This is a genomic window from Deinococcus sonorensis KR-87, assembly GCF_040256395.1.
In the GTDB taxonomy this organism is placed as follows: domain Bacteria; phylum Deinococcota; class Deinococci; order Deinococcales; family Deinococcaceae; genus Deinococcus; species Deinococcus sonorensis.
In genome coordinates this window covers 778662-801783 of record NZ_CP158299.1, presented here as the reverse complement: position 1 = coordinate 801783, position 23122 = coordinate 778662, and the positions used below count along the sequence as shown (strand labels likewise).

Below are 23122 nucleotides of genomic sequence, written 5' to 3'. Positions count from 1 at the left end.
GGGTACGACGTCCGCCGACGTGACATGAAGTGAGTGTAAGCGCTTGCACAGCTGAAACGATGCAGCTGGACTTAAGGCTTCATTTACGTATCTTCAGCGCTTGATGGGGGCGCAGGCGGGTCCACCCCCCGACTTTTCAGCCGCCCGTTCCGTCGTGCTGCCTCAGTCAACAGGTACTCGATCTGGGCGTTCACGCTGCGTAGTTCGTCGGCCGCCCAGCGCTCTAGCGCCTCGTACAGTTCGGGAGTCACGCGCAGCGCGAAGTTTTTGCGTTTCTCGGCCACCTCAGTAGAGGCTGCCGGCGTTCAGCACCGGCTGGGTGCCGCGCTCGCTGGTCAGCACCACCAGCAGGTTGCTGACCATCTGGGCCTTGCGTTCCTCGTCCAGTTCCACGATGTGCTGCTCCGAGAGCTGCCGCAGGGCCATCTCGACCATGCCCACCGCGCCCTGCACGATGATCTGGCGGGCCGCCAAAATTGCGCCGGCCTGCTGACGCTGCAGCATCGCCCCGGCGATCTCCGGTGCGTAGGCCAGGTGCGAGAGCCGCGCTTCCAGCACCTCCACCCCGGCGTGCTGCAGCCGCAGCCCCAGCTCGGTCACCAGCGCACCCGCCACCTCATCCGGGTTGCCGCGCAGCGAGAAGCCGGTGGCCTCGTGATCGTCGTAGCTGTACTGCGAGGCGAGGTGCCGCAGGGCCGTCTCGGCCTGGATATGCACGAACTGCTCGTACTCCTCCACGTCGAAGGTGGCCCGCGCGGTGTCCACCACCCGCCACACGATCACGGCCGCGATCTCGATGGGGTTGCCGCCCGCGTCGTTGACCTTCAGCCGCTCACTGTTGAAGTTGCGGATGCGCAGCGAGAGCCGGCGGCGGCTGGTGAAGGGGTTGGTCCAGAAGAAGCCGTTGCGCCGCTCGGTGCCCACGTAGCGCCCGAACAGCGTGATCACCGAGGCCTGATTCGGCTGCACGATGAAAAAGCCGCTGAGCATCAGGAAGGCGGCGATGCCCAGCAAGACGCCCCAGATGTACAGCTCCGCGACCAGCAGCGTCACCGTGGCCACCACCAGCACCAGCAGGATCAGCAGCGCCGGAATCCCCGGCAGCCCGAAGGCCCGGCGTTCCACGCTCGCCACCCCCTGCACCGGGGTGGCGTCCAGCACACGGTTCGGATCGGATTGCAGGTTGGTCATGACATCCTCCTATCAGGATGATATCACATGTGTATAGGTTACGTTAGAAGAACTGGAGGCAGTTGTCAGGGTCAAGCGCGGGGGCGCGGTGCAGCCGACACGATCAGCCCCAGCAGAGCGTCCAGACTCAGCGCCAGCAGACCAGCCAGCGCCGCGCCCAGCAGCACCAGCCCGGTGTTCTGCTGCGACAGACCGTTGATGATCGGGTCGCCCAGCCCGCCCGCGCCCAGCGCCGCGCCGATGGTGGCGGTGCCGACGTTGTAGACGGTGCTGGTGCGAACCCCGGCCAGCAGCACCGGCAGACTGAGCGGCAGCTCCACCCGGCGCAGCCGCTGGCCGGCGCTCATGCCCATGCCGCGCGCCGCGTCCAGCGCTGCGGCGTCCACGCCCAGCAGGCCCGCCACGGCGTTGCTCACCACCGGCACCAGGCCGTAGAGGATCAGGCCCACCAGGGTGGGGGCCGCCCCGAAGCCCAGCACCGGCACCGCCAGCGCCAGGATGGCGATGGTGGGCACCGTCTGGCCCAGTCCGGTGATGGCCTCGGCCAGCCCCATCTGGGCTCGGCGGCCGGGCCGGGTGACGTACACGCTCAGCGGCACGCCGATCAGCAGTACGGCGGCCTCGGCCACCAGCACCAGGCCCAGGTGCGTGGCGGTCAGCTGCCACAGCGGCCGGGAGGTGCTGAGGTCGCCGCCCGCCGCCAGCGGCCGCAGCACGGTGGTGAGCAGCGGGGTGAACAGGCACAGCAGCAGCAGCAGCGGCCACAGCACCGCCGTCAGGAAGCGCCCGGGCCGCCGGACTGGCCGCGCCGGTGCGGCCGTCAGGCTCAAGGCTGCTCCCGCTCGGGCGCCCCGGCCGCCAGCTGCGGCCAACCCACCACACCCAGCAGCCGGTCGCCGTCCCACACCGCCGCCTGAGCCTGACCGGCCCGCAGCATCAGGGCGATGGCGGTGCGGGCGTTGGTGGCCGCCTCGATGCGCGGTAGGCCCGCCGCGTCGCCCGGTTCCACCAGGTCGCGCACCGGCACGCCGGCCAGCTGCCTCAGGTTGGCGTCGTCGCCCAGAAACTGCCGCACGAAGGCGCTGGCCGGGTGATGCACCAGCTCGTCCGGCGTCCCGAACTGCTCCAGCTGGCCGGCACGCATCAGTGCCACGCGGTCACCCATCCGTAGCGCTTCGTCGATGTCGTGCGACACGATCACCACCGTTTTCCTCAGCTCCGCCTGGATGTTCAGGAAGCGCTCCTGCACCTCATCGCGCGCCAGCGGGTCCAGCGCTCCGAACGGCTCATCCATCAGCAGCACCGGCGGGTCGGCAGCCAGCGCGCGCGCCACCCCCACCCGCTGCGCCTGCCCGCCCGACAGCTCCGAGGGCCGCTTGTCGCGGAAGGCGCCGGGCTCCAGGCCCACCAGCGCCAGCAGCTCATCTACCCGGGCGCGGGTTTTGCTGCGGGGCCAGCCAAGCAGATCCGGCACGGTGGCCACGTTCTGCGCCACCGACAGGTGCGGAAACAGCCCGATCTGCTGGATCACGTAGCCGATGCCGCGCCGCAGCTGTTCGGGTCGCAGCGTGGTGGTGTCCTGGCCGCCCAGCAGCACCCGGCCGCTTGTTGGTTCGATCAGCCGGTTGATCATCCGCAAGGTGGTGGTCTTGCCGCAGCCGCTCGGCCCCAGCAGCGCGGTGATGGCGCCGTCCGGGAAGCTCAGGCTCAGGTCGTGGACGGCGACGGTTGCGCCGTAGGTCTTGTTGAGGTGTTCGAGCGTGATCATGGGCAGCTCCGGGAAAGGGGGAGACGGCGGACGGAAAGCATCAGTGGCGGCCCCCCAGCAGCACCTCGGCGCCGCGCAGCAGGGCGCTCAGCACGATGGCCAGCAGGCAGGCCGGCAGCGCGCCCAGCAGGATCAGGTCGGCGGCGCCCGCCTGCAGGCCCCGGAAGATGTACACGCCCAGGCCGCCCGCCCCGATCAGCGCGGCGATGCTGGCCACCCCCACCAGCAGCACCGCCGCCTGCCGCACGCCGCTCAGCCACACCGGCAGGCTCAGCGGAAACTGCACCCGCCAGAAGCGCTGGCTGCCGGTCATGCCCATGCCGCGCGCCGCGTCGATGGCCCCGGTCGAGACGCCGGTCAGGCCCACCACCCCGTTGCGCAGCACCGGCAGCAGGGCGTACAGCGTCATGGCGGTCAGGGCCGGCGCCACCCCGATGCCGCGCACCCCCAGCTCACGCAGGGTCGGCACGGCGGTGGACAGGGCGGAGAGCGGCGCGATCAGCAGGCCCAGCAGCGCCAGACTGGGGATGGTCTGCACCGCGTTGGCCAGCCCCAGCACTGTGCCGGCCACCCGCGGCCGGGCGCTGGCCCACACCGCCAGCGGGCCGCCGATCACCAGCGCCAGCAGCAGCGCCACCCCGACCAGCCGGACGTGCTGAATCAGCTCCTGGATGAAGCGGCTCTGCTCCACCCGCCCCTCAGCCACCACCGACCAGCTGCTGAAATGGCCGCTGAAGATCCAATACAGCAGCGGCAGCAGCCACAGCTGACTCAGCAGGCGCTCGGCGGGGGTGCGGGCCGCCTGCCAGACGCCGTACGCGCCGATGCCTGCCCCCAGCAGCCACAGCCACAGGCCACTGCTGGCGCTGGCGCGCGCAAAGGTCGCCTGCCCACTCAGCGCCGCGGCCGTCCTGGCCCCCAGCGCCCAGAAGCCGAAGCCCAGCGTCAGGGCCGAGGCCAGCCACAGCAGCCGGGGCATCAGGCGAGCGCTGACCACCAGCAGCAGCACCAGCAGCAGCGCCGCAGCGAGCAGGGCCGGCGGGAGCCCCTGCGGCACGCCCGGCGCGATGCGGTTGGGCCGCAGCAGCACCCACGGCAGCAGCAGGGCGGCCAGCATCGGCGCCGCCGCCAGCCCGAAGAGGGTCAGCAGGTCGCCGGACAGCCGGGCCGGAGCAGAGACAGGACCGTTCACCACCACCTCCTGAACGCGGCGCAGGCCGCTTCCGGGTCTGGACCGACCGGAAGCGGCCTGCGCCGTCACGCTCTTACTTGATCAGGTTCTTGCTTTTGAGGTAGGCCTGGGCGACATCGGCGGCGCTGCGGCCCTCCACGGCGATCTGGCCGTTGAGCGTCTGCAGCGTCTGCTGGTTGAGGGTGGCAAACACTTTGTTCAGGATGCCCTCAATCTGCGGGTTGGCCTTCAGCGTCTCGGTCCGGATGATCGGGGCCGGCTGGTAGACCGGCTGCGCGCCCTTGGGATCGGTCAGGGCCACCAGCTTCAGCGCCGCCAGGGTGCCATCGGTGCCGTAGGCCATGGCCGCGTTCACGCCGTTGGTGCCGGCGGCGGCGGCCTGCTGCGTCTGCGGGGGGGTGGCGCCGGCCAGCACCAGCTTCTGATCGGCCTTCAGCGAGAAGCCGTAGGCCTTCTCGAAGGCGGGCATGGTGTCGGGGCGGTTGAAGAACTCCGGGCTGCCGGCGATCTTGAAGGTGCCGCCGCCCTTCAGGTAGGAGGCCAGGTCCGCCAGGCTCTTGAGCTTGTTCTTGCTGGCAAACGCTTCCGGCAGCGCCACCACCCAGGTGTTGTTGGCGTTGGCGGGCTTCAGCCAGGTGATGCCCTGCTTGCTGTCCAGCTGCCGGGCGAGCGCGTAGATGCGCGTGGGGTTGCCGGCGTCGGTGGCGGGAATCTTGGCGGTGGGGAAGAGGTAGACGGCGTTGCCGGTGTACTCGGCGTAGGTGTCGATTTCACCGGCCAGGATGGCCTTGCGGTTCACGCCGGTGTCGCCGAGGCTGGCCTTGTCGGTGACGTCCAGGCCGGCGTTTTTCAGGGAGAGGATGATCAGCTGACTGAGCAGCTGCGCCTCAGGGTCCAGTTTCCCGCCCACCACAATCGGTTTCGCACTCGCGGAACTGGCACTGACCAGGGCGGCCAGCAGAAGCACAAAGGTCCGGTTCATGAATCTCCTCCGTTGTGCCTAACGTACTGAGCGGGCCATCATGAACTTGTGGGTGCGGCAACAAAGCGCGGCTTTTCCAGCTGAAGATAAACGTTTGGCAAATGCCCCGGTGCAGCGAATGGGCCGCCCCCGGTGAAGGAGGCGGCCCATCCTGGAGTACGGCTGGCTTAGAGGCCGGACTTGAGGGTGCTGGCGACCTTAAAGCGCACCTTCTTGCCAGCGGGAATGGTGATCTTCTCGCTGGTGCCGGGACGCACGCCCTGACGGGCTGCGGTCTTGGCGACGCTGAAGGTGCCGAGGCCCGGAAGGCCCACGCTTTTGCCGCCGCGCAGCGCTTCCACCACGACGTCCAGCATCGAGGCCACGGCCTCACCGGCCTGCTTCTTGTTCAGGCTGGTCTTGTCCGCCACCAGATCGATGATCTGGGTCTTGGCGATCTTCTCGCCCTTGTCAGCGGCGGCGGGGCGGGCAGCCTTGGCGGCCGGCTTGGCAGCCTTGGCGGCGGGCTTGGCGGCGGCGGGTTTGGTGCTCTTGGCCATGTAAGTTCCTCCAGGAGATGAATTTGAGCAGTTTTTTGGCTCGAACGGATAGTAACACACATTCGGAAAGATGTGTCCATGAAAACACCCTCCAGGGGGGCATTCAGCCGCCTTTCAAGCTCCATAGATGAGCCGGAAAAGACCGCTAAAATCGGAAAAAATGCGTGCTGGAGGGCGTTGTTATGGTTGAGAAATATGTGAGCAGCCTAAACAGGTTCTCAAGCTTCAGCAACTTTTTACCGTTCAGTACGCAGTCCAATTCGCCTGAACCGCCCGCTCATCAGGTCATAGGTGAGCAGCTGACCTTCCAGCGGCTGGCCCACCCCGCCCAGCAGCTTCAGGGCCTCGGCGCTCATTAGCGAAGCGATCACCCCCAGCAGCGGCCCCAGCACCCCAATGGTCTCGCACGACTCGGCCCCGTCCGGGGTGGGGAACACGCTACGCAGCGTGCAGTCGGGGCCGAACACGCTGACCATGCCCTCGCTGCCGCCGGCGGCACCCCACACCCAGCGCCGGCCCAGCTGGACGCAGGTGTCGTTGATCAGGTAGCGGGCCTCGAAATTGTCGGTGCAGTCGAGCGTCAGGTCAAAGCGGCCCAGCGTGGCGGCGTTGGTCGGGTCCAGGGCCGGCAGCGGCTCCACCTGCACGTGCGGGTTGACCTGCTGGGCGCGGGCTGCCGCCACCTGCGCCTTGGGGTGGCCCACGTCGGCGGTGGTGTAGAGCGTCTGGCGGTGCAGGTTCGACACGCTCACCGTGTCGCTGTCGGCAATCCCCAGCCGCCCGACGCCCGCTCCGCTGAGGTACTGCACCACCGGACTGCCAAGCCCGCCGGCGCCCACCACCAGCACCGAGGCGGCCCGCAGCCGCTCCTGGGCCGCGCCTTCGGCCCATTCCGGGACCAGCAGTGCGCGGCCATAGCGCCGCAGCTCGTCGCGACTGAGGGGCTCTTGGGTCATGCCCGGCAGCATAGCGAAGGGAAGAGCTGCCACATGAAGGGGCTCTGCTTCATTCTTTGACCATCCGGTCAGAGAATGCTAGCATCGGGCCTGGAGGTACACCTATGCCCATCGGCATCACGGCGCTCGGCACCTACGTTCCCGAGCGTGTTCTGACCAACCACGACCTGGAAGCGATGTTCGAGACCAGCGACGAGTGGATCGTGTCGCGCACCGGCATCCGCGAACGTCACCTGGCGCAGCCGGACGAGTATGCCTCGGACATGGGCGTGCGCGCGGTCCAGGACCTGGTGCGCCGCAGCCCGGACGCGCTCTCGGGCGTGGATATGGTGGTGTGCGCCACCAGCAGCCCCGACGCCTACTTTCCGTCCACCGCCGCGCTGATCGCCGGTCAGGTGGGGCTGGCCGGCGCGGGCGCCCTGGACCTCAGCACCGCCTGCAGCGGCTTTGTCTATGCGCTCTCGGTGGCGCAGGGCCTGATCATGGGCGGCACCGCCCGCAAGGTGCTGGTGGTGGGCGCCGAGACGCTCAGCAAGCTGCTCGACTGGACCGACCGCAGCACCTGCATCCTGTTCGGGGACGGCGGGGGCGCGGCCGTCGTGGAGTCGGTGCCGGACGGCTACGGCTTTCAGAGCTTCGTGCTGGGCGCCGACAGCGCGGGCGGTCCCAGCCTCTACAAGTTCGCGATCGCCGACCACATTCCCGGCGTCCCGGTCGGCAGCGGCAACCCGATGCTCGGCATGAACGGGCGCGAGGTGTTCCGCTTCGCCGTGCGGGTGCTCGTGGACAGCGGCCAGCAGGCGCTCGACAAGGCCGGCGTGCGCGGCAGCGACGTGGCCTGGATGGTGCCGCATCAGGCCAACATCCGCATCATCGAGAGTGCCTGCGAGCGCTTCGGGATTCCCAAAGAGCGCACGGTGGTGAACCTGGAGCGCTACGGCAATACCAGCACCGCCAGCGTGCCGATCGCGCTGCGCGAGGCGCTGGACGACGGCCGCATTCAGGACGGCGATCAGCTGCTGCTGGTGGCGTTCGGGGGCGGGCTGAGCTGGGCGGCCAGCGCCATGAAGTGGTACGGCGGCGCCGGTCAGGTGGCCCAGCAGCGCGAGGCGCAGGCGGTGACGTCGTGACGGTGGCGGCGCTGTTTCCCGGGCAGGGGTCGCAGGCCATCGGGATGGGACAGGCGGTGGCGGCGGCCTTCCCGGTGGCGCAGCGGGTGATGGAGCAGACGGAGGGCGTGGTGCCGGGCCTGCTGAGCCTGATGCGGGACGGCCCAGTGGAGACGCTGACCCTGACCGCCAATCAGCAGCCGGCCCTGGTGGCGGCCAGCGTGGCGGTGTTTCGGGCCTGGCAGCAGGCGGGAGGCGGCCCGGTCGCCTACGCGGCCGGCCACAGCCTGGGCGAGTACAGCGCCCTGGTGGCTGCCGGCGCCCTGACGCTGGAGGACGCGCTGCGGCTGACCCGGCTGCGCGGCGAGCTGATGCAGGGGGCGGTGCCGCCCGGCGACGGCGCCATGAGCGCGGTGATGGGCGACCCGGCCGTGGTGGCCGAGGTGTGCGCCCAGACCGCCGGGGTGGTGCAGCCAGCCAACTACAACGCGCCCACCCAGACGGTCATCAGCGGCGAGAAGGCGGCGGTGGAGGCGGCGTCGGCGGCCCTGAAGGCGCGCGGCCTGAAGGTGATTCCACTGAAGGTCTCGGCCCCGTTTCACTGCTCGCTGATGGAGCCGGCCCGCAGTGGTCTGGCGCCGGCCCTGGGTGCCGTGCCGCTCGGTCAGCTGCAATTCCCGGTGATCGCCAACGTGACGGCCGAGCCGGTGACCGACGTGACGCTGGTGCCGGACCTGCTGGAGCGGCAGATCACCGGGAGCGTCCGCTGGGTGGAGACGGTGCAGCGGCTCGCGGCGCTGGGCGTGGATACCTTCATCGAGTTCGGGCAGGGCACGGTGCTCACCGGGCTGGTGAAGCGCATCCTGCCGGACGCCCGCACCGTCAACATCCACACGCCCGACGAGATCCAGCGCGCCCTGTCATGAACGCGCCAGTCACTCAGGAGCAGACCGGGCAGGCGCTGGCGGCCATCCGGGATGAGCTGCGGGCGCTGGCCGGCACGTTGCCTTCGGAGCAGTTTTTCCGGGGCTCGGGGGAGCGCTGGTCCGTGGCGCACCATCTGGACCATCTGGTCCGCTCGAACCAGCCGGTGGCGTCTGCCCTGACGCTGCCGAAAGACCGGCTGTTGCCCTGGACCGGCGCTCCGCGCAGCTTCACTGAGGTTCAGACGCTATACCGGGCGGCTCTGGGCGGCGGGGCCAAGGCCTCCGGGCGCTTCCTGCCGGACCCGCAGGGCACCCAGCAGGAGCTGCTGGACCGGTACGCCAGCTCCATTGAGCAGCTGACCCACGGCCTCACCGGCTGGGCCGGGCCGGACCTGGACCGCTTTGCCCTGCCGCATCCGGTGCTGGGCCCACTGAGCGTCCGGGAAATGTTGTTCTTTACCGTCTACCACAACCAGCATCATCTGCAGGGCATCCGTGCCCGACTGGAGACCGCATGACCGATTCTTCCCCGCGCCGGGTGGCCCTGGTCACCGGCAGCAGCCGGGGGCTGGGCCGCGCCATGGCGCTGCGGCTGGCCCACGACGGCTTTGACGTGGCGGTGCACTACGGCCGCAACCAGACGGAGGCCGAACGGGTGGCCGCCGAGATCAGCGCCCTGGGGGTGCGCGCCGAGGTGTTCGGTGCCGACCTCAGCACCCCTGCCAACGCGGGCCGGCTGGTGGACGACGTGATCGCTCGCCTGGGCCGGCTGGACGTGCTGGTCAACAATGCCGGGCTCACCCGCGACAACCTCGCCATCCGTATCAAGGACGAGGACTGGGACGCGGTGATCGCCACCAACCTGTCGAGCGCCTTCATCGCCTGCCGCGCGGCCATCAAGCACATGATGCGGGCCCGCGCCGGCCGCATCATCAACATCGCCTCGGTGGTGGGCCTGATGGGCAACCCCGGGCAGGCCAACTATGTGGCCAGCAAGGCGGGCCTGATCGGGCTGAGCAAGGCGCTGGCCAAGGAGTACGGCTCGCGCGGCATCACCGTGAATGCGGTGGCGCCCGGCTTCATCAGCAGCGACATGACCGATCAGCTGTCCCCGCAGGTGCGGCAGGGCTACCTGGACAGCATTCCGCTGGGCCGGCTGGGCGCTCCGGAGGACGTGGCGGCGCTGGTGGCCTTCCTGGCCTCCGACGCGGCCGGCTACATCACCGGTCAGGTGATCGGCGTGGACGGCGGACTGTACCCGCACTGAGGCCCGCTGTTGGACCCGCTCTAACCTCTGGCCCCCTCAACTCTCATCCGTGTAGACTGTCCCGGACTGTCAGCACTGGAGGACACCACCATGGATACATTTGAACAGGTCAAAGAAGTGATCGTCGAGAAGCTGGGCGTGGACGCCGGCAAGGTGACGCCCGAGGCGCGCTTCGTGGAGGATCTGGGCGCCGACAGCCTCGAGACCGTGGAACTGATCATGGGTCTGGAAGACAAGTTCGGCATCAGCATCAGCGACGAGGACGCCGAGAGCATCCGCACCGTGCAGGCGGCGGTGGACTACATCGGCAGCAAGCAGTAAGGCGCCGGGCGGGTGGACGGCCCAGCGCCGCCCTACCCGCCTGCGTGGACCGGTGGGGCGGGCGCGGAAACAGCCGTGCCCGCCCCCCGTGTTGAACACAGCCAGGAGGAACACATGCGGCGTGTGGTGATTACCGGAATGGGGCCCGTGACGCCCATCGGCATCGGGGAGCAGGATTACGCCCAGGCGCAGCGCCAGGGCAGCAACGGCATCGCGACCATCACGCGCTTTGACCCCGCCGCCTACTCGGCGCGGATGGCCGGCGAGGTGAAGGTGGACCTCAGCACGTACCTGGATCCGCGCGAAGCCAAGCGGATGGACCGCTTCGTGCAGCTGGCCATGATCGCGGCGGAACTGGCGGTGCAGGACAGCGGCCTGACGGAAGAGCAGCTGGCCGGCGAGCAGAGCGGCTCACTGATCGGCACCGGCGTGGGCGGCATGGAGACCTGGGAGGAGCAGACCCGCATCGCGCACACGCGCGGCGCCAACCGGGTCAGCCCGATGTTCATTCCCATGATCATCAGCAACATGGCCTCCGGACACGTGGCGATGCGCTACCACCTGAACGGCCCCAGCAGCACGGTGGTCACCGCCTGCGCCACCGGCTCCGGCGCGGTGGGCGACGCGATGCGCATCATCCAGCTGGGCCTGGCGGACATCATGGTGACCGGCGGCACCGAGGCGGCCATCACCCCGATGGCCATCGGGTCGTTCGGCAACATGAAAGCGCTCAGCACCCGCAACGACGACCCGGCCACCGCCAGCCGGCCGTTCTGCGCCTCGCGCGACGGCTTCGTGCTGGGCGAGGGCGCAGGCGTGCTGATCCTGGAGGAGCTGGAGCACGCCCTGAAGCGCGGCGCGCGGATTCACGCGGAGGTGGTGGGCTACGGCACCAGCGCGGACGCGCACCACATCACTGCTCCCGCCCCGGAGGGCCGCGGCGCCCAGGTGGCGATGCGCATGGCGCTCAAGACCGCCGGCATCAACCCCGAGCAGGTGGGCTATGTGAATGCCCACGGCACCAGCACCCCGGCCAACGACCTCGCGGAGACGCAGGCGATCCAGGCAGTGTACGGAGATCACGCCCGGCAGCTGGCGGTCAGCAGCACCAAGAGCATGACCGGCCACCTGCTGGGCGCGGCGGGCGCCATCGAGGCGATTGCGGTGGCGCAGGCGCTGCGCGACGGTATCCTGCCGCCCACCATCAACTACATCGACCCGGACCCGGAGCTGACCCTCGACTACATCCCCAACGAGGCCCGCGAGCAGCAGGTGGAGTACGCCATGAGCAACAGCTTCGCCTTCGGCGGCCAGAACGCCGTGCTGGTGCTGAAGCGCTACCAGTAAGGGCGGAACGAGAGAGGGGGGCACACCAACGCGGTGTGCCCCTTCGTCTGCTTACCGTTCCCAGAAGGGCGGCGGCTCCAGCCCCAGCGACCGCAGGTACACGTAGCCCTGCCCCCGGTGATGGATCTCGTTGTCGATGGCGTACGTGACCGCCGCGTGGCCCGGCAGCGTGGCCCAGAACATCGCCTGCGGCTGGTGATACCGCTCCACCGGCACCTTCGGCAGCTGCTCGTCCAGCTGACCGGTCAGGTCGTCCCAGGCGGCCAGCACGGCTGCACGGTCCTGAGGGAGCGCCTGCGGGAACTGCGGTTCGGGCCACTCGCCCCTGACCATGCCCTGCAGCGTGTAGAGCGACACGCCGTACAGCTCCCACGCCAGCGCCCCGAAGGGCCGCATCCCGCCCAGGCTGTAGGTGAACAGCTGCTCCTCCGGGAAGCGCTCGATCACCCGGCGGGTCAGGCGGCGGTGGCCCTGCCAGTGGGTCAGCAGGTCTGCGGTCGTCAGCACGGCGCGGTCCTGGATGGCTGTCTCGTTCATGGTTGACCTCCACCTGCATGGTAGGCGGCATTCCCGTCAGGACCTGTCGTCAATCTGAGGCACAATAACAGGCATGTACGACCCCTCCATGCGGGTGCTCACGGTGCTGGAAGTGCTGCAGGCGCGCGAGCAGGTGAGCGGTCCGGAGCTGAGCCGGACCCTGGAGGTCAGCCTGCGCTCGGTGCAGCGGTATGTGGCGCGGCTGCAGGACCTGGGCATTCCGGTGGAGTCGCGCCGGGGGGTGGGCGGGTCCTACCGGCTGAAGCCCGGCTACCGGCTGCCCCCGCTGATGCTGACCGACGACGAGGCGCTGGCGGTGTCCCTGGGGCTGGGTGCGCTGCAGCACCTGGGGCTGGGCGCGGTGACGCCCGCCGCCGCCAGCGCCGAGGCCAAGCTGAAGCGGGTGCTGCCGCGCGCCGTCAGCGAGCGGCTGGACCAGACCGAGGCGGCGGTGCAGCTAGTGCCGGTGCCGTGGACCGTGCCGGCCGACCCCCGGGCGCTGGTGCTGATCGCGTCGGCGGCGTCCCAGCAGCGCGTGGTGACGTTCCGGTACCGCGCCCACGGCGGCGAGCAGACCCGCCGGGAGGTGGAGCCGTACGGGCTGGTGCATCTGGAGGGCCGCTGGTATGTGGTGGGACGCTGCCGGGTGCGCTCGGCACTGCGTTCGTTCCGGCTGGACCGGCTGCAGGAAGTGAGTGTGTCGGCGCAGGCCTTCTTGCGCCCCCCGGATTTTGATGCTGGGGCGTACCTGCGCCGCAGCCTGCCGTATGCCCAGTCCACCCACCGCATCAGCGTGTGGGTGGACCTGCCGCTGCCGGAGGCGGAGCGCCGGCTGGCGCCGGGGCGGGCCGACCTGCAGGCCCAGGACGGCGGGACCCGGCTGCGCTGCAGCCGCGAGACGCTGGACCAGTTCGCGGGGATGCTGCTGGGGCTCGGCTGTGAGGTGCGGGTGGAGGCGCCGGACGCCCTGCGCGAGACGCTGCAGCGGATGGCGGAGCGGGCCGCCCGAGCGGCCATGACGCCCCCCTGACCCGTCCGGTGGCTTAGCATGGCCAGCAGGTGCGGCCCGCCGGCCCGCTGACACCGCCCTGAAGCCCTTCCTCTAGCTTTGACAGAAGGTCATGACCGTGAAACGTTCTGCAGATGCCCCGCCCGTCACCCACACCACCGGCGCCACCGACAGCCCCTTCCTGAACCGTGAGCTGTCGTGGCTGGCCTTTAACGAGCGGGTCCTGGCTGAATCGCGCGACGTGCGCAACCCGCTGCTGGAGCGGCTGAAGTACGCGGCCATCTGCGGCAGCAACCTCGACGAGTTCTTTATGGTACGCGTTGCGGGCATTCACCGCCAGATCGCGGCGGGCGTGAGCATCAAATCGCCGGACGGCCTGCTCCCGCGTGAGAGCCTCTCGCTGGTGCGCGAGCGGACCCACCGGATGCTGCGCGAGATCGAGCGCTCGGCCCGGGTGGTGCTGCGGGACCTGCGCGAGGAGGGCGTGCGGCTGCTGCGCGTCTCGGAGCTGGGCAAGCGCGCCCGGGCCGCGCTGCGCGAGCATTACCTGACCCAGATCCAGCCGGTGCTGACGCCGCTGGTGGTGGACCCCAGCCACCCGTTTCCGTACATCAGCAACCTGAGCCTGAACCTGGCGGTGCTGCTGCGCGACGACGGCGACGACCCGGAGTTCGCGCGGGTCAAGGTGCCGGTGGGGGTGCTGCCGCGCTTCGTGGAGGTGGCAGGCTCGCACCTGCTGCTGGAGGACGTGATCGCCGCGCACCTGCCGGACCTGTTCCGGGGCCGCGAGGTGCTGGCCTCCTACGTGTTCCGGGTCACCCGCAACACCGACTACGAGTGGGACGAGGACGAGGCCGAGGACCTGCTGGCCACCATCGAGGATGGGCTGCGGCGGCGGCGCTTCGGCTCGGCGGTGCGGCTGGAGGTAACGGGCGACATGCCCCGGACGCTGATGATGTTCCTGCGCGAGCGGCTGCGGCTGGACGCCGAGGACGTGTTCGAACTGGAAGGGCCGCTCGGCACCGCCGACCTGATGAGCTTTCCGGTGCGCCGCGCGGACCTGAGCTACCCGGCCTACACGCCGCACGTCCCGGACCTGGACGGCGACGAGGACGACAGCATCTTCAGCACCCTATCCGCGGGCGACGTGCTGCTGCACCACCCCTACGACAGCTTCGCGGCGGTGCTGGCCTTCGTGGAGGCGGCCTCGCAGGACCCGGACGTGCTGGCCATCAAGCAGACGCTGTACCGCACCGGCGACGACCCGCGCCTGCTCACCGCCCTGCGCACCGCCGCCGAGAACGGCAAGCAGGTGGTGGCGCTGATCGAGCTGAAGGCCCGCTTCGACGAGCAGCGCAACATCAGCTGGGCGCGGCAGCTGGAGCGCGCCGGGGCGCACGTGGTGTACGGGGTGAGCGGCCTCAAGACCCACGCCAAGGTGACGCTGGTGGTGCGCCGCGAGGGCCAGACGCTGCGGCGCTACGTGCATGTCGGCACCGGCAATTACAACCCCAAGACCGCCCGGCTCTACACCGATCTCTCGCTGCTGACCGCCGACAAGGACATCGGTGAGGACATCTCGGAGCTGTTCAATCACCTGACCGGCTATGCCGAGGCCACCTACCACACCCTGCTGGTGGCACCCGACACCGCCCGCACCGGGCTGGAGCGGCTGCTGGAGCGCGAGTCGGCCATGGCGCGCCGCGGCAAGCCCGCCTGGGCGCGCATCAAGATCAATCAGCTCACCGACCCCGGCATGATCGAGGCGCTGTACCGCGCGTCCCAGGCGGGTGTACGCATCGAGCTGATGATCCGGGGGGTGTGCTGCCTGCGGCCGGGCGTGCCGGGCCTCTCGGAGAACATCCGGGTCCGCAGCCTGCTGGGCCGCTACCTGGAGCACGCCCGGGTGTACGCCTTCGCGCACGGGGCGGGGGAAGGGCCGCAGGTGTACATCGGCAGCGCCGACTGGATGAGCCGCAACCTGGACCGCCGGGTGGAGGTGCTGGCCCCGGTGTGCCACCAGCAGTACCAGCAGGCGCTGCTCTCGCTGCTGGACGCCGAATGGGCCGATCAGCTGGGCAGCTGGGAGCTGGGACCGGACGGGGTGTACCGCAAACTGCCGGGTGACCACAGCGCGCAGAGCAGCTTTATGCAGGCGCACGGTACCGTGGCCGAGTAGAGGCGAGCGGGCGCACCGGGAGGCCAGCCCTCGTCTGGTCCCGGCCCCCTGGCCCGCCTAATCGTGGCGACGTTCCAGCACGTACCACGCGCGGTCGTCCTGCCGGGCCAGTCCGGTGACGGCGTACCCGGCCTCCAGCGGACCGCCCAGGGCCGCCCGCAGCGCCAGCCGCCAGGCGAGCTGCAGCGCCGGGGGCAGCTGTTCCGGCCGGGTCGGAACCTCGGCCAGCAGGCAGGCCCCTGGAGCGGGCCACTGCACCGGGCTGGGGCCGTCTCCGGCGCGCTCCAGCACCAGCACGCCCTCCGGCCGGGTGTCGGGCCGTTCCTCCGGCGGCCTTGTCAGGTCCCATTCGATCATCAGCCGGTCGGCCGGGACAGGGCCGGGAAAGTCATACCAGGCCGGGTGGTAGCTCACCGCCCGCGCGCCCAGCTTGCCCAGGTTCAGCCGGGCGTTGCGGGCGATCAGCGGATCGAAGGTCCAGGTCATGCGCGTCAGGCCCTGCTGGAGCGCCTGGTCCCGCTGCGCCAGCTTGAGGGCCACCGCCGCCCCGCTGCCGCGCCACGCGGGTGCCACCGCCAGCAGGTGCGAGTGATGCCACAGCTGACCGTCCCGCAGGGCCGGAAAGCCGTAGGCCAGGCCGAACGGCACGTCGGCGCCGACCGGGTAGGCGGCCAGCACCACGCCTCCGGTGGCCGCGCTGATGCGGAACATGCTGGCAGGCAGCACCTCGCGGTCACTGTAGCCCCAGGCGGCCACCTGCACGTCCTCCAGGGCGCGCATCGCGGTGGCCGCTCGCACGTTCCGGATCTCGAATGCGGCCACCCGTTACTCTCCGCTCTCCACGGCCCAGTGCACCTCCGCCATCCGCTGCACGAAGTCCTGGTCCAGCGTCACCCCGATGCCGGGGCCCATCGGCACCGACTGGTGACCGTCCACCATCTCCAGCGGCTCCTGCACCACGTCCTGGGTCCAGTAGCGGCTGGCCGAGGCGGTGTCGCCCGGCTTGCTGAAGTTCGGCAGCGTCGAGAGGTGGATGTTGTGGGCGCGGCCCACCCCGCTCTCCAGCATCCCGCCGCACCACACCGGCACCCCCCAGGCCATACACTGGTCATGCACCCGCCGGGCCTCGCCGTGGCCACCCACCCGACCCACCTTGATGTTCACCACCCGGCCTGCATCCAGCTGCAGGGCCTTCCGGGTCTCGGCGGCGCTGGTGATGCTCTCGTCCAGGCACAGGGGCGTCTGCAGGCGGCCCTGCAGCGCGGCGTGGTCCAGCAGGTCGTCGAAGGCCAGCGGCTGCTCGATGTAGTCCAGGCCGTACCCGTCCAGCCGCTGCAGCGTGCGGGTGTCGGCCAGGGTGTAGGCGCTGTTGGCGTCCACCGTCAGGTTGATGTCGGGGAAGCTCTCGCGCACCGCCCGCACCGGCTGCACGTCCCAGCCGGGCCGGATCTTGAGCTTGATGCGCCGGTAGCCCTGCTCCACATGCCGCGCCACCGCCTCCACCGTCTCGGCCTCACTCGCCTGGATGCCCAGGCTGGCCCCCACCGCCACGCGCGTGCGGACGCCGCCCAGCAGCTGCCACAGCGGCACTTCGAGCTGCCGCGCCCACAGGTCCCAGGCGGCCATCTCCAGCATGGCCCGGGCCATCCGGTTGCCGCGGAACCCTTCCAGCGCAGCGTTCAACGCTTCGGGGTTGGCGTAGGTCTGCCCCAGCACCCGCGGCAGCAGCGCCTCGCGCAGCAGGTGCAGCCCACCCGCCAGCGTTTCCTCCCGGAACTGCGGCAGCGGCTCCATCACCCCTTCCGCCAGGCCGGTGTGGCCGCCGCCATGCAGCAGCAGCAGCGGCACCTGCTTCTCGGTCTGCACCCCGAAGCTGGTCTCGAAGCGGAACCGCAGCGGCAGCCGGACCATAAACAGTTCGGCCCGCTCAATGAGCAGGCCGGTGGGGGAGAGGACAGTCATGTGGGCCAGCATACCCGGCCGGGAGGGCGACTCAGCCGAGGTCGGCGATCGCTTCGATCTCCACCCGCACGTCGCGCGGGAGGCGGGCCACCTGCACGGTGCTGCGGGCCGGATACGGCTCGCTGAAGTACTCGCCGTAGACCGCGTTCATGCGGGCAAACTCCTGCATGTCCTGCAGGAACACGGTGGTCTTGATGACCCGGGTCAGGTCGCTGCCGGCAGCGGCCAGCACCGCGCGCAGGTTGTCCAGCACCTGCCGCGTCTGCGCCTCGATGTCGCCGTCCAGCAGGGTACCGTCCGGCTGCAGCGGAATCTGGCCGCTGGTGATCAGCAGGCTGCCGGAGCGCACCGCCTGGCTGTAGGGGCCGATGGCGGCCGGGGCGTCTGCCGTCTGAATCGCTTCTTTCATCGTTCTCCCGTACTGCGGGTGGTCTGGGCCGGGCGGGGCCAGCTGGCCGGGTCGCCGGTGGCCTGGCCCGCCGGACTGTAGCACGGCAGGTCTGGAAGGCGACCGGGCCGCTGCATCCGCCGGTAGCCCCACACCCCCAGGATGATCGCCAGCAGCAGGCCCAGCCCCACGGTCACGGTGATGACCCGCCGCTCCGGGTACAGCAGCAGCCCCATCAGCACGAAGTACAGCAGCACCAGCGCCAGGTACGTGAGCGGGCTGTTGCCGCGCCGCAGGTCCAGCAGCACGTCGGCGTACATCGGGCCGTCGTGACCGTGTACCGGCAGCGGGTAGTGCGGCAGCCGGCTGCTGCGCATGGTGTCCAGCACGATGGCGGTGATGTTGTCGGGGCCGCCCGCCGCATTGGCCGCGTCGATCAGCTGCCGGGTGGTCTCTTCCGGCGTCAGGCCGCGGGCCAGCAGCTCGTACAGCTCGCGCTCCTCGATGACGCCGCTCAGGCCGTCGCTGCACAGCAGCACCCGATCGCCGCGCCGCAGCGCGAAGCCGTACAGCTCCAGCCGCACCCGCTCCTCGCCGCCCAGCGCATTGCTCACCACGCTGCGCCACTGGTGGGTGCGCGCCTCGGCCTCGGTGAGGTGGCCCAGCCGCACCTGCTCGGCCACCCAGGAGTGGTCCTCGGTGAGCCGGTGCAGCTGGCCGTCGCGCAGCAGGTAGGCGCGCGAGTCGCCCACGTGAGCCAGCAGCGCCGCGCCCCGGTCCACCACCAGCGCGATCATGGTGGTGCCCATGCCCAGGTACTCGCCCACCGCGTGCCGCAGCACCGCCAGGTTGGCGGCCTGCACCGCCTCGGCCAGCCGCTCCGGCACCGCGCCCCGGCTGTTGAGGAAGGTCTGCGACAGCGTATCCAGCGCCAGATTGGCCGCCAGTTCACCTGCCACGTGGCCACCCATGCCGTCGGCCACGGCGTACAGGCCGCCGCGCGGCAGTTCCAGCATCACGCCCGCGTCCTGATTGATGCTGCGTTGGAGACCCGTATCGGTGAGCAGCCCGGAAGCGAGAAGCGGTATCGCGCTGGACCGCATACGGTCTTTAGTATAGAGCGTCTGTATGCTGCCGACCGCCATCCCCACCTCCTTCTCCGTCTGCATGGATTCCCTGTGCTTTCCCTGGTCTCCAGCAGTGTAGACCGCCACCGCTGAGCGCCGCCGTGAAGTTTCAGCCGCCGGATCTGTGGAAGCGGCTCAGGATCACGGGTCCAGCGTCATACGGTCGAAGCAAGAAGATGATGGGAAAATGGCAGAACATTAAACCGTATACATGAATGTTTTCATAACAGGGTGGGACAACGCAATGACTGGTCTAGACAAGTCCTTCATTGTTGGATATCGGCTAAATTTGTCGTCTAGGCCGTCAACGAGCCGCGTTGTTGTCCAGATCGAAATGTCGAAATTTATACATAAATGATGTTGAGCAAACCTTAAGATTCTGGGGATGCGATGGTGGTGGAGTGTTCTGGTGTTGTTTGGCCTCAGCCTGGGCGGGGCGGTAGGGCCACAGATCCAGCTTTTGAGCGCGGCCGACCACCGCGCTCCGCTGGACGTTCAGCTGTCGGCGGACGTGCCGGCCGGAAGCGCTGTGAGCTGGGAGTTCGGAGACGGTCAGCAGGGCAGCGGCAGCCGAATCACCCACACCTACTACCGGCCAGGGCAGTATGAGCTCACCGTGCAGCTGCGCCTGCCGGACGGCCGGGTCTCGCAGGCCCGGGCGCAGGTGACGGTGGAGTCGGGCGGGCCGGAACAGGCAGTCCTGACCGTGCTGCAGGGCAGCGATTCGCTGGCCCTGAGCGCCGGATCCAGCCGGGTCTATCTGCCCTACACGCCGCAGTACACCCTGGATGGCCGCCCAGTGACGGGGCGGCGGCAGACGCTGACGCCCGGCCTCCACACCGCCTCGCTGCTGATTAAAGGCAGTGACGGCCCGCTGCTGCGGACGGTCCGTTTTCAGAGTGGGCCGGTGCCGGGCAACCTCGCGTTTGACCAAGAGGTGGTGCGGCTGACCAACCGGGCGCGCGCCCAGGGCTGGGACTGCACCCGGCAGGCTCCCGGCGGTCCGGCCCTGAGCGCGCTGGCCCTCAACGACCGGCTGTCGGAGGCGGCGCGGGCGCAGTCGGTGGGCATGGCGCTGGGCCGCTACTTTGCGCACGTCAGCGCAGTGGACGGCAGCGATCCGTTTCAGCGCATCGACGCCACCGGCTACCGGGGCCGGGCCGAGGCGGAGAACATCGCGGCCGGACAGACCACCCCGCAGCAGGTGGTGGACGCCTGGCTGCGCAGCCCCGGCCACTGCCACAACATCATGGGCGACTACACCGAGATCGGCGTGGCCTACGCCGCCCTGCAGGGCAGCGTGTATGGGCAGTACTGGACCCAGACCTTCGGCCGTCCCTGAATGAAGCGAGTCTTGCCCGGCAGGGGTGGCAGGCTGGTACGTTTTAGGTTATACTTCTGGGCGATGGTTACGCTGATAGCAGAAACGTGGCACCGGGCATGACCGCACCAAAATCGGAGCGGTCCCGGCGCTCCACGTCGGCGGGCCAGGCGCGGCCGGCAGGCGAACAGCGGCTTCGGCTGTTCTATGCCCTGCGGCTGCCGCAGGAGGTGGCGACCCAGCTGGCGCAGGCCCAGACGCAGCTGCGCGGCAACTGGCGCCGGGTGGCGCCGGAGCAGCTGCACCTGACGCTGGCCTACCTGCCGGGCATTCCGCTGTCGCAGGTGGACCGTCTCCGGGAGCTGGGCCGGGAGGTCGCTGACCTGTCGCCGCCGCTGCAGTTGCGTCTGCGCGGCACCGGTTACCATCCCAACACCGGCAATCCCAGGGTCTGGTTCGTGAAGGTGGAGGGCGAGGGGCTCAGTGAGCTGGGCGCCCGCCTGCAGACCGCACTGACCGGTCAGGGGATCACCCTTGAAGAACCGTTCCGCCCGCACATCACGCTGGCCCGCAAGAAGGGGCCGGCGCCGCGTGTGCCGCCGCTCAGCTTCGACGTGAGCTGGGCCGCCGGCCAACTCACCCTGATTCACAGCACCCTGCGCAAGACAGGGCCCATCTACGACACCGTCAGCCGGTATCAGCTGCGCGGCACCGCCGCCCCGCTGCCCCCCGAATCCGCCCCACCCGCTGCCCCGGAGGCATCTCATGGATAAGACCATCGACAAGATCGACAAGACCGTAGACAAGGAGCGCTCCAAGGCCATCGACACGGCCATGAGCCAGATCGAGAAGCAGTTCGGCAAGGGCGCCATCATGCGCCTGGGCGCCGACAGCCGGCTGGACGTGCAGACCATCAGCACCGGCAGCCTCTCGCTGGACCTCGCGCTCGGCGTGGGCGGCATTCCCAAGGGCCGCGTCACCGAGATCTACGGCCCCGAGTCGGGCGGCAAGACCACCCTGGCGCTGAGCATCATCGCGCAGGCGCAGCGCGACGGCGGCACGGCCGCTTTCATTGACGCCGAGCACGCGCTGGACCCGGTGTACGCCCGCGCCCTGGGCGTCAACACTGACGAACTGCTGGTGTCGCAGCCGGACAACGGCGAGCAGGCGCTAGAGATCATGGAGCTGCTGGTGCGTTCGGGCGCCGTGGACATCGTGGTGGTGGACAGCGTGGCGGCCCTGACCCCCCGCGCCGAGATCGAGGGCGAGATGGGCGACAGCCTGCCGGGCCTGCAGGCCCGCCTGATGTCGCAGGCGCTGCGCAAGCTGACCGGCGTGCTGTCCAAGACCAACACCGCCGCCATCTTCATCAACCAGGTGCGCGAGAAGATCGGCGTGATGTACGGCAACCCCGAGACCACCACCGGTGGCCGGGCGCTGAAGTTCTACGCCAGCGTGCGTCTGGACGTGCGCCGCATCGGGCAGCCGGTCAAGACCGGCAACGACTCGGTCGGCACCACCGTCAAGATCAAGACCGTCAAGAACAAGGTGGCGCCGCCCTTCAAGGAAGTGGAGCTGACGCTGCTGTTCGGCAAGGGCTTCGACCAGCTCTCGGACCTGGTGACGCTGGCCGCCGACATGGACATCGTCAAGAAGGCCGGCAGCTTCTACAGCTACGGCGACGAGCGCATCGGCCAGGGCAAGGAGAAGGCCATCCAGTACATCGCCGAGCGTCCGGCGATGGAGCGCGAGATCCGCGACCGGGTACTGGCCACCATCAAGTCGGGTGCCAAGCCGGAACTGGTCAAGGAGATGGCCCCGGCCGAGATGGGCGCCGACGCCTGAACGGAGCACCCCCGTGCCGGGCGGAGAGGCACCTGCCTCCCGCCCGGCTATGCTATACTCCCGGCTGTTGCCTCATCCGCCAAGGCGTGAGTGAGCGAAGGCCGCCCCGGCGCCAGCAGGTCGTGACCGTCCCGGTTTCTCCTGCCCGCAGACCCGGCGCGGACCCACCTGAGGAGTGAACGAACATGGCCAAACACCCCGTCCCCAAGAAGAAGACCAGCAAGAGCAAGCGCGACATGCGCCGCAGCCACCACGCCCTGGTGGCCCCCAATCTGGTCGAGTGCCCCCATTGCCACGCCAAGAAGCTGCAGCACCACATCTGTGACAGCTGCGGATACTACGACGGTCGTCAGGTCCTTCAGGTCGCCAGCGCCTGAAGTGGTTCCCTGCCCGGAAGCGCCGAAGGTGAACAGCCTTCGGCGCTTCTCTTTTGGAGATGCCCATGCTTGAGACCATCTACGGCCACGTCCAGCCGCTGCACTGGTTGGTGCTGGCCCCCCACCCGGACGACGCCGAGATCGGGGCCGGCGGCACGCTGCTGCGGCTGGCCCACGCGGGCCGCGCCACCGGCATTCTGGAACTGACGCGCGGCGAGGGCGGCACCCAGGGCGATCCCGAGACGCGCGTGCAGGAGTGCCGCGAGGCGGCCCGGCTGCTGCAGCTCAGCTGGCGCGGTCAGCTGGGCCTGCCGGACGGCGAGCTGCGCGACACCCCGCAGGACGCCCGCACCCTGGCGGCGGCGCTGCGGACGGTGCGCCCGGCCACGCTGGTGGTGCCGCACCACAAGGACCGTCACCCGGACCATTTCGGGGCGTATCACCTCGCCAAGCGGGCGGTGCATCTGTCGGCGCTGAAGAAGGCCGACGTGCCGGGCGAACCGCACCGGGTGTCGCGGGTGCTGCTGTACCAGGGCAACGCCGACATTGCTCCGAACCTGCTGGTGGACGTGGAAGCGGTGATGCCCGAGTGGGAGCAGGCGATCCTGGCGCACGTCAGCCAGTTCTCCGGCGCGGCCATCTCCGAGACCGTCACGCCCGAGATCATTGAGCGGCGCAAGGCCCGGCTGATGTACTGGGGTACGCTGGGCCGCCGCCGCTACTGCGAGGGCTTCGAGGTGGAAGAGCCGCTGGTGGTGGCTCCGGAACAGTGGTGAGAC

At 69.7% G+C, this 23122-nt stretch carries 25 protein-coding genes; 13 read left to right on the top strand and 12 right to left on the bottom strand.

Annotated elements, in window-relative coordinates; translation table 11 throughout:
- Positions 1-285: 285 nt before the first annotated feature.
- From ABOD76_RS09090 to ABOD76_RS09060, 7 genes are all read right to left on the bottom strand, one after another.
- Positions 286-1191 (bottom strand): SPFH domain-containing protein, encoded by a 906-nt coding sequence (locus ABOD76_RS09090; protein ID WP_350244513.1) that lies wholly within the window; start codon positions 1189-1191, stop codon positions 286-288.
- A 71-nt stretch (positions 1192-1262) separates the two neighbouring features.
- Positions 1263-2015, bottom strand: coding sequence for an ABC transporter permease (locus ABOD76_RS09085; RefSeq protein WP_380130192.1), 753 nt, complete (start codon positions 2013-2015; stop codon positions 1263-1265).
- A gap of 2 nt (positions 2016-2017) precedes the next feature.
- The gene (locus ABOD76_RS09080) at positions 2018-2959 is read right to left on the bottom strand and encodes an ABC transporter ATP-binding protein (RefSeq protein ID WP_350244511.1); all 942 of its coding nucleotides are present in this window, start codon (positions 2957-2959) and stop codon (positions 2018-2020) included.
- Positions 2960-2999: 40 nt separating this feature from the next.
- On the bottom strand, positions 3000-4151 hold the full coding sequence (locus tag ABOD76_RS09075; protein WP_350244510.1) for an ABC transporter permease: 1152 nt from the start codon (positions 4149-4151) through the stop codon (positions 3000-3002).
- A gap of 73 nt (positions 4152-4224) precedes the next feature.
- The gene (locus ABOD76_RS09070; RefSeq protein ID WP_350244509.1) at positions 4225-5133 is read right to left on the bottom strand and encodes a glycine betaine ABC transporter substrate-binding protein; all 909 of its coding nucleotides are present in this window, start codon (positions 5131-5133) and stop codon (positions 4225-4227) included.
- Between the two features lie 167 nt (positions 5134-5300).
- Entirely contained in the window at positions 5301-5672 is a 372-nt protein-coding gene (locus ABOD76_RS09065) for an HU family DNA-binding protein (protein ID WP_350244508.1), read from the bottom strand.
- A 236-nt stretch (positions 5673-5908) separates the two neighbouring features.
- Positions 5909-6628 (bottom strand): HesA/MoeB/ThiF family protein, encoded by a 720-nt coding sequence (locus tag ABOD76_RS09060; RefSeq protein WP_350244507.1) that lies wholly within the window; start codon positions 6626-6628, stop codon positions 5909-5911.
- Between the two features lie 104 nt (positions 6629-6732).
- Between ABOD76_RS09060 and ABOD76_RS09055 the strand changes: the two genes are divergently transcribed.
- The 6 genes from ABOD76_RS09055 (at position 6733) to fabF (ending at position 11598) form a co-directional block, all read left to right on the top strand.
- The gene (locus ABOD76_RS09055; RefSeq protein WP_350244506.1) at positions 6733-7758 is read left to right on the top strand and encodes a beta-ketoacyl-ACP synthase III; all 1026 of its coding nucleotides are present in this window, start codon (positions 6733-6735) and stop codon (positions 7756-7758) included.
- Positions 7755-8663 (top strand): ACP S-malonyltransferase, encoded by a 909-nt coding sequence (gene fabD / locus ABOD76_RS09050; RefSeq protein ID WP_350244505.1) that lies wholly within the window; start codon positions 7755-7757, stop codon positions 8661-8663. The genes ABOD76_RS09055 and fabD overlap by 4 nt, the downstream gene beginning before the upstream one ends.
- Positions 8660-9181 (top strand): DinB family protein, encoded by a 522-nt coding sequence (locus tag ABOD76_RS09045; protein WP_350244504.1) that lies wholly within the window; start codon positions 8660-8662, stop codon positions 9179-9181. Before fabD ends, ABOD76_RS09045 begins: the two co-directional genes overlap by 4 nt.
- Positions 9178-9930: a 3-oxoacyl-[acyl-carrier-protein] reductase gene (gene fabG, locus ABOD76_RS09040; protein ID WP_350244503.1), complete on the top strand. Its 753-nt coding sequence runs from the start codon at positions 9178-9180 to the stop codon at positions 9928-9930. Before ABOD76_RS09045 ends, fabG begins: the two co-directional genes overlap by 4 nt.
- Positions 9931-10020: 90 nt before the next feature.
- Positions 10021-10251 carry an acyl carrier protein gene (gene acpP, locus ABOD76_RS09035; RefSeq protein ID WP_350244502.1) on the top strand — a complete coding sequence of 77 codons (231 nt, stop codon included), beginning with the start codon at positions 10021-10023 and terminating at the stop codon, positions 10249-10251.
- Positions 10252-10365: 114 nt separating this feature from the next.
- Positions 10366-11598, top strand: a complete 1233-nt coding sequence (gene fabF, locus ABOD76_RS09030) for a beta-ketoacyl-ACP synthase II (protein ID WP_350244501.1) — start codon at positions 10366-10368, stop codon at positions 11596-11598.
- Between the two features lie 51 nt (positions 11599-11649).
- On the opposite strand, the gene ABOD76_RS09025 is transcribed toward fabF, so the two are convergent.
- The gene (locus ABOD76_RS09025) at positions 11650-12135 is read right to left on the bottom strand and encodes a DinB family protein (RefSeq protein ID WP_350244500.1); all 486 of its coding nucleotides are present in this window, start codon (positions 12133-12135) and stop codon (positions 11650-11652) included.
- Positions 12136-12208: 73 nt separating this feature from the next.
- Here ABOD76_RS09025 and ABOD76_RS09020 point away from each other — a divergent pair, with 73 nt between their 5' ends.
- A complete protein-coding gene (locus ABOD76_RS09020) occupies positions 12209-13165 on the top strand; it encodes a helix-turn-helix transcriptional regulator (protein WP_350244499.1) in 957 nt (318 codons plus the stop codon).
- A 91-nt stretch (positions 13166-13256) separates the two neighbouring features.
- On the top strand, positions 13257-15323 hold the full coding sequence (gene ppk1, locus ABOD76_RS09015) for a polyphosphate kinase 1 (protein ID WP_350244498.1): 2067 nt from the start codon (positions 13257-13259) through the stop codon (positions 15321-15323).
- Between the two features lie 57 nt (positions 15324-15380).
- Here the strand turns inward: ppk1 and ABOD76_RS09010 are convergent, their stop codons facing one another.
- The 4 genes from ABOD76_RS09010 to ABOD76_RS08995 are packed head-to-tail and all read right to left on the bottom strand — an operon-like array spanning position 15381 to position 18776.
- Positions 15381-16103 carry an acyl-CoA acyltransferase gene (locus ABOD76_RS09010; RefSeq protein ID WP_350245236.1) on the bottom strand — a complete coding sequence of 241 codons (723 nt, stop codon included), beginning with the start codon at positions 16101-16103 and terminating at the stop codon, positions 15381-15383.
- A gap of 45 nt (positions 16104-16148) precedes the next feature.
- On the bottom strand, positions 16149-17285 hold the full coding sequence (gene menC / locus ABOD76_RS09005) for an o-succinylbenzoate synthase (RefSeq protein WP_350244497.1): 1137 nt from the start codon (positions 17283-17285) through the stop codon (positions 16149-16151).
- A 31-nt stretch (positions 17286-17316) separates the two neighbouring features.
- Entirely contained in the window at positions 17317-17694 is a 378-nt protein-coding gene (locus tag ABOD76_RS09000; protein WP_350244496.1) for a RidA family protein, read from the bottom strand.
- Positions 17691-18776, bottom strand: a complete 1086-nt coding sequence (locus tag ABOD76_RS08995; RefSeq protein ID WP_350244495.1) for a PP2C family protein-serine/threonine phosphatase — start codon at positions 18774-18776, stop codon at positions 17691-17693. Before ABOD76_RS08995 ends, ABOD76_RS09000 begins: the two co-directional genes overlap by 4 nt.
- A 433-nt stretch (positions 18777-19209) precedes the next feature.
- Between ABOD76_RS08995 and ABOD76_RS08990 the strand changes: the two genes are divergently transcribed.
- The 5 genes from ABOD76_RS08990 (at position 19210) to bshB1 (ending at position 23119) form a co-directional block, all read left to right on the top strand.
- A complete protein-coding gene (locus ABOD76_RS08990; RefSeq protein ID WP_350244494.1) occupies positions 19210-20142 on the top strand; it encodes a CAP domain-containing protein in 933 nt (310 codons plus the stop codon).
- Between the two features lie 98 nt (positions 20143-20240).
- Positions 20241-20894: an RNA 2',3'-cyclic phosphodiesterase gene (gene thpR / locus ABOD76_RS08985; protein ID WP_350244493.1), complete on the top strand. Its 654-nt coding sequence runs from the start codon at positions 20241-20243 to the stop codon at positions 20892-20894.
- Positions 20887-21966: a recombinase RecA gene (recA, locus tag ABOD76_RS08980; RefSeq protein ID WP_350244492.1), complete on the top strand. Its 1080-nt coding sequence runs from the start codon at positions 20887-20889 to the stop codon at positions 21964-21966. Before thpR ends, recA begins: the two co-directional genes overlap by 8 nt.
- A 185-nt stretch (positions 21967-22151) precedes the next feature.
- The gene (gene rpmF / locus ABOD76_RS08975; protein WP_350244491.1) at positions 22152-22343 is read left to right on the top strand and encodes a 50S ribosomal protein L32; all 192 of its coding nucleotides are present in this window, start codon (positions 22152-22154) and stop codon (positions 22341-22343) included.
- A gap of 59 nt (positions 22344-22402) precedes the next feature.
- Positions 22403-23119, top strand: a complete 717-nt coding sequence (gene bshB1 / locus ABOD76_RS08970) for a bacillithiol biosynthesis deacetylase BshB1 (protein ID WP_350244490.1) — start codon at positions 22403-22405, stop codon at positions 23117-23119.
- The last annotated feature ends 3 nt before the right edge of the window (positions 23120-23122 follow it).

Excerpts from the sequence above, each read along its gene's own strand:
- ABOD76_RS09090 (WP_350244513.1), bottom strand. The coding sequence starts at position 1,191 with ATGACCAACCTGCAATCCGATCCGAACCGTGTGCTGGACGCCACCCCG.
- ABOD76_RS09080 (WP_350244511.1), bottom strand. The coding sequence starts at position 2,959 with ATGATCACGCTCGAACACCTCAACAAGACCTACGGCGCAACCGTCGCC.
- ABOD76_RS09070 (WP_350244509.1), bottom strand. The coding sequence starts at position 5,133 with ATGAACCGGACCTTTGTGCTTCTGCTGGCCGCCCTGGTCAGTGCCAGT.
- ABOD76_RS09065 (WP_350244508.1), bottom strand. The coding sequence starts at position 5,672 with ATGGCCAAGAGCACCAAACCCGCCGCCGCCAAGCCCGCCGCCAAGGCT.
- ABOD76_RS09060 (WP_350244507.1), bottom strand. The coding sequence starts at position 6,628 with ATGACCCAAGAGCCCCTCAGTCGCGACGAGCTGCGGCGCTATGGCCGC.
- ABOD76_RS09055 (WP_350244506.1), top strand. The coding sequence starts at position 6,733 with ATGCCCATCGGCATCACGGCGCTCGGCACCTACGTTCCCGAGCGTGTT.
- ABOD76_RS09045 (WP_350244504.1), top strand. The coding sequence starts at position 8,660 with ATGAACGCGCCAGTCACTCAGGAGCAGACCGGGCAGGCGCTGGCGGCC.
- fabG (WP_350244503.1), top strand. The coding sequence starts at position 9,178 with ATGACCGATTCTTCCCCGCGCCGGGTGGCCCTGGTCACCGGCAGCAGC.
- acpP (WP_350244502.1), top strand. The coding sequence starts at position 10,021 with ATGGATACATTTGAACAGGTCAAAGAAGTGATCGTCGAGAAGCTGGGC.
- fabF (WP_350244501.1), top strand. The coding sequence starts at position 10,366 with ATGCGGCGTGTGGTGATTACCGGAATGGGGCCCGTGACGCCCATCGGC.
- ABOD76_RS09025 (WP_350244500.1), bottom strand. The coding sequence starts at position 12,135 with ATGAACGAGACAGCCATCCAGGACCGCGCCGTGCTGACGACCGCAGAC.
- ABOD76_RS09020 (WP_350244499.1), top strand. The coding sequence starts at position 12,209 with ATGTACGACCCCTCCATGCGGGTGCTCACGGTGCTGGAAGTGCTGCAG.
- ppk1 (WP_350244498.1), top strand. The coding sequence starts at position 13,257 with ATGACCGTGAAACGTTCTGCAGATGCCCCGCCCGTCACCCACACCACC.
- ABOD76_RS09010 (WP_350245236.1), bottom strand. The coding sequence starts at position 16,103 with ATGCGCGCCCTGGAGGACGTGCAGGTGGCCGCCTGGGGCTACAGTGAC.
- menC (WP_350244497.1), bottom strand. The coding sequence starts at position 17,285 with ATGACTGTCCTCTCCCCCACCGGCCTGCTCATTGAGCGGGCCGAACTG.
- ABOD76_RS09000 (WP_350244496.1), bottom strand. The coding sequence starts at position 17,694 with ATGAAAGAAGCGATTCAGACGGCAGACGCCCCGGCCGCCATCGGCCCC.
- ABOD76_RS08995 (WP_350244495.1), bottom strand. The coding sequence starts at position 18,776 with ATGCGGTCCAGCGCGATACCGCTTCTCGCTTCCGGGCTGCTCACCGAT.
- thpR (WP_350244493.1), top strand. The coding sequence starts at position 20,241 with ATGACCGCACCAAAATCGGAGCGGTCCCGGCGCTCCACGTCGGCGGGC.
- recA (WP_350244492.1), top strand. The coding sequence starts at position 20,887 with ATGGATAAGACCATCGACAAGATCGACAAGACCGTAGACAAGGAGCGC.
- rpmF (WP_350244491.1), top strand. The coding sequence starts at position 22,152 with ATGGCCAAACACCCCGTCCCCAAGAAGAAGACCAGCAAGAGCAAGCGC.
- bshB1 (WP_350244490.1), top strand. The coding sequence starts at position 22,403 with ATGCCCATGCTTGAGACCATCTACGGCCACGTCCAGCCGCTGCACTGG.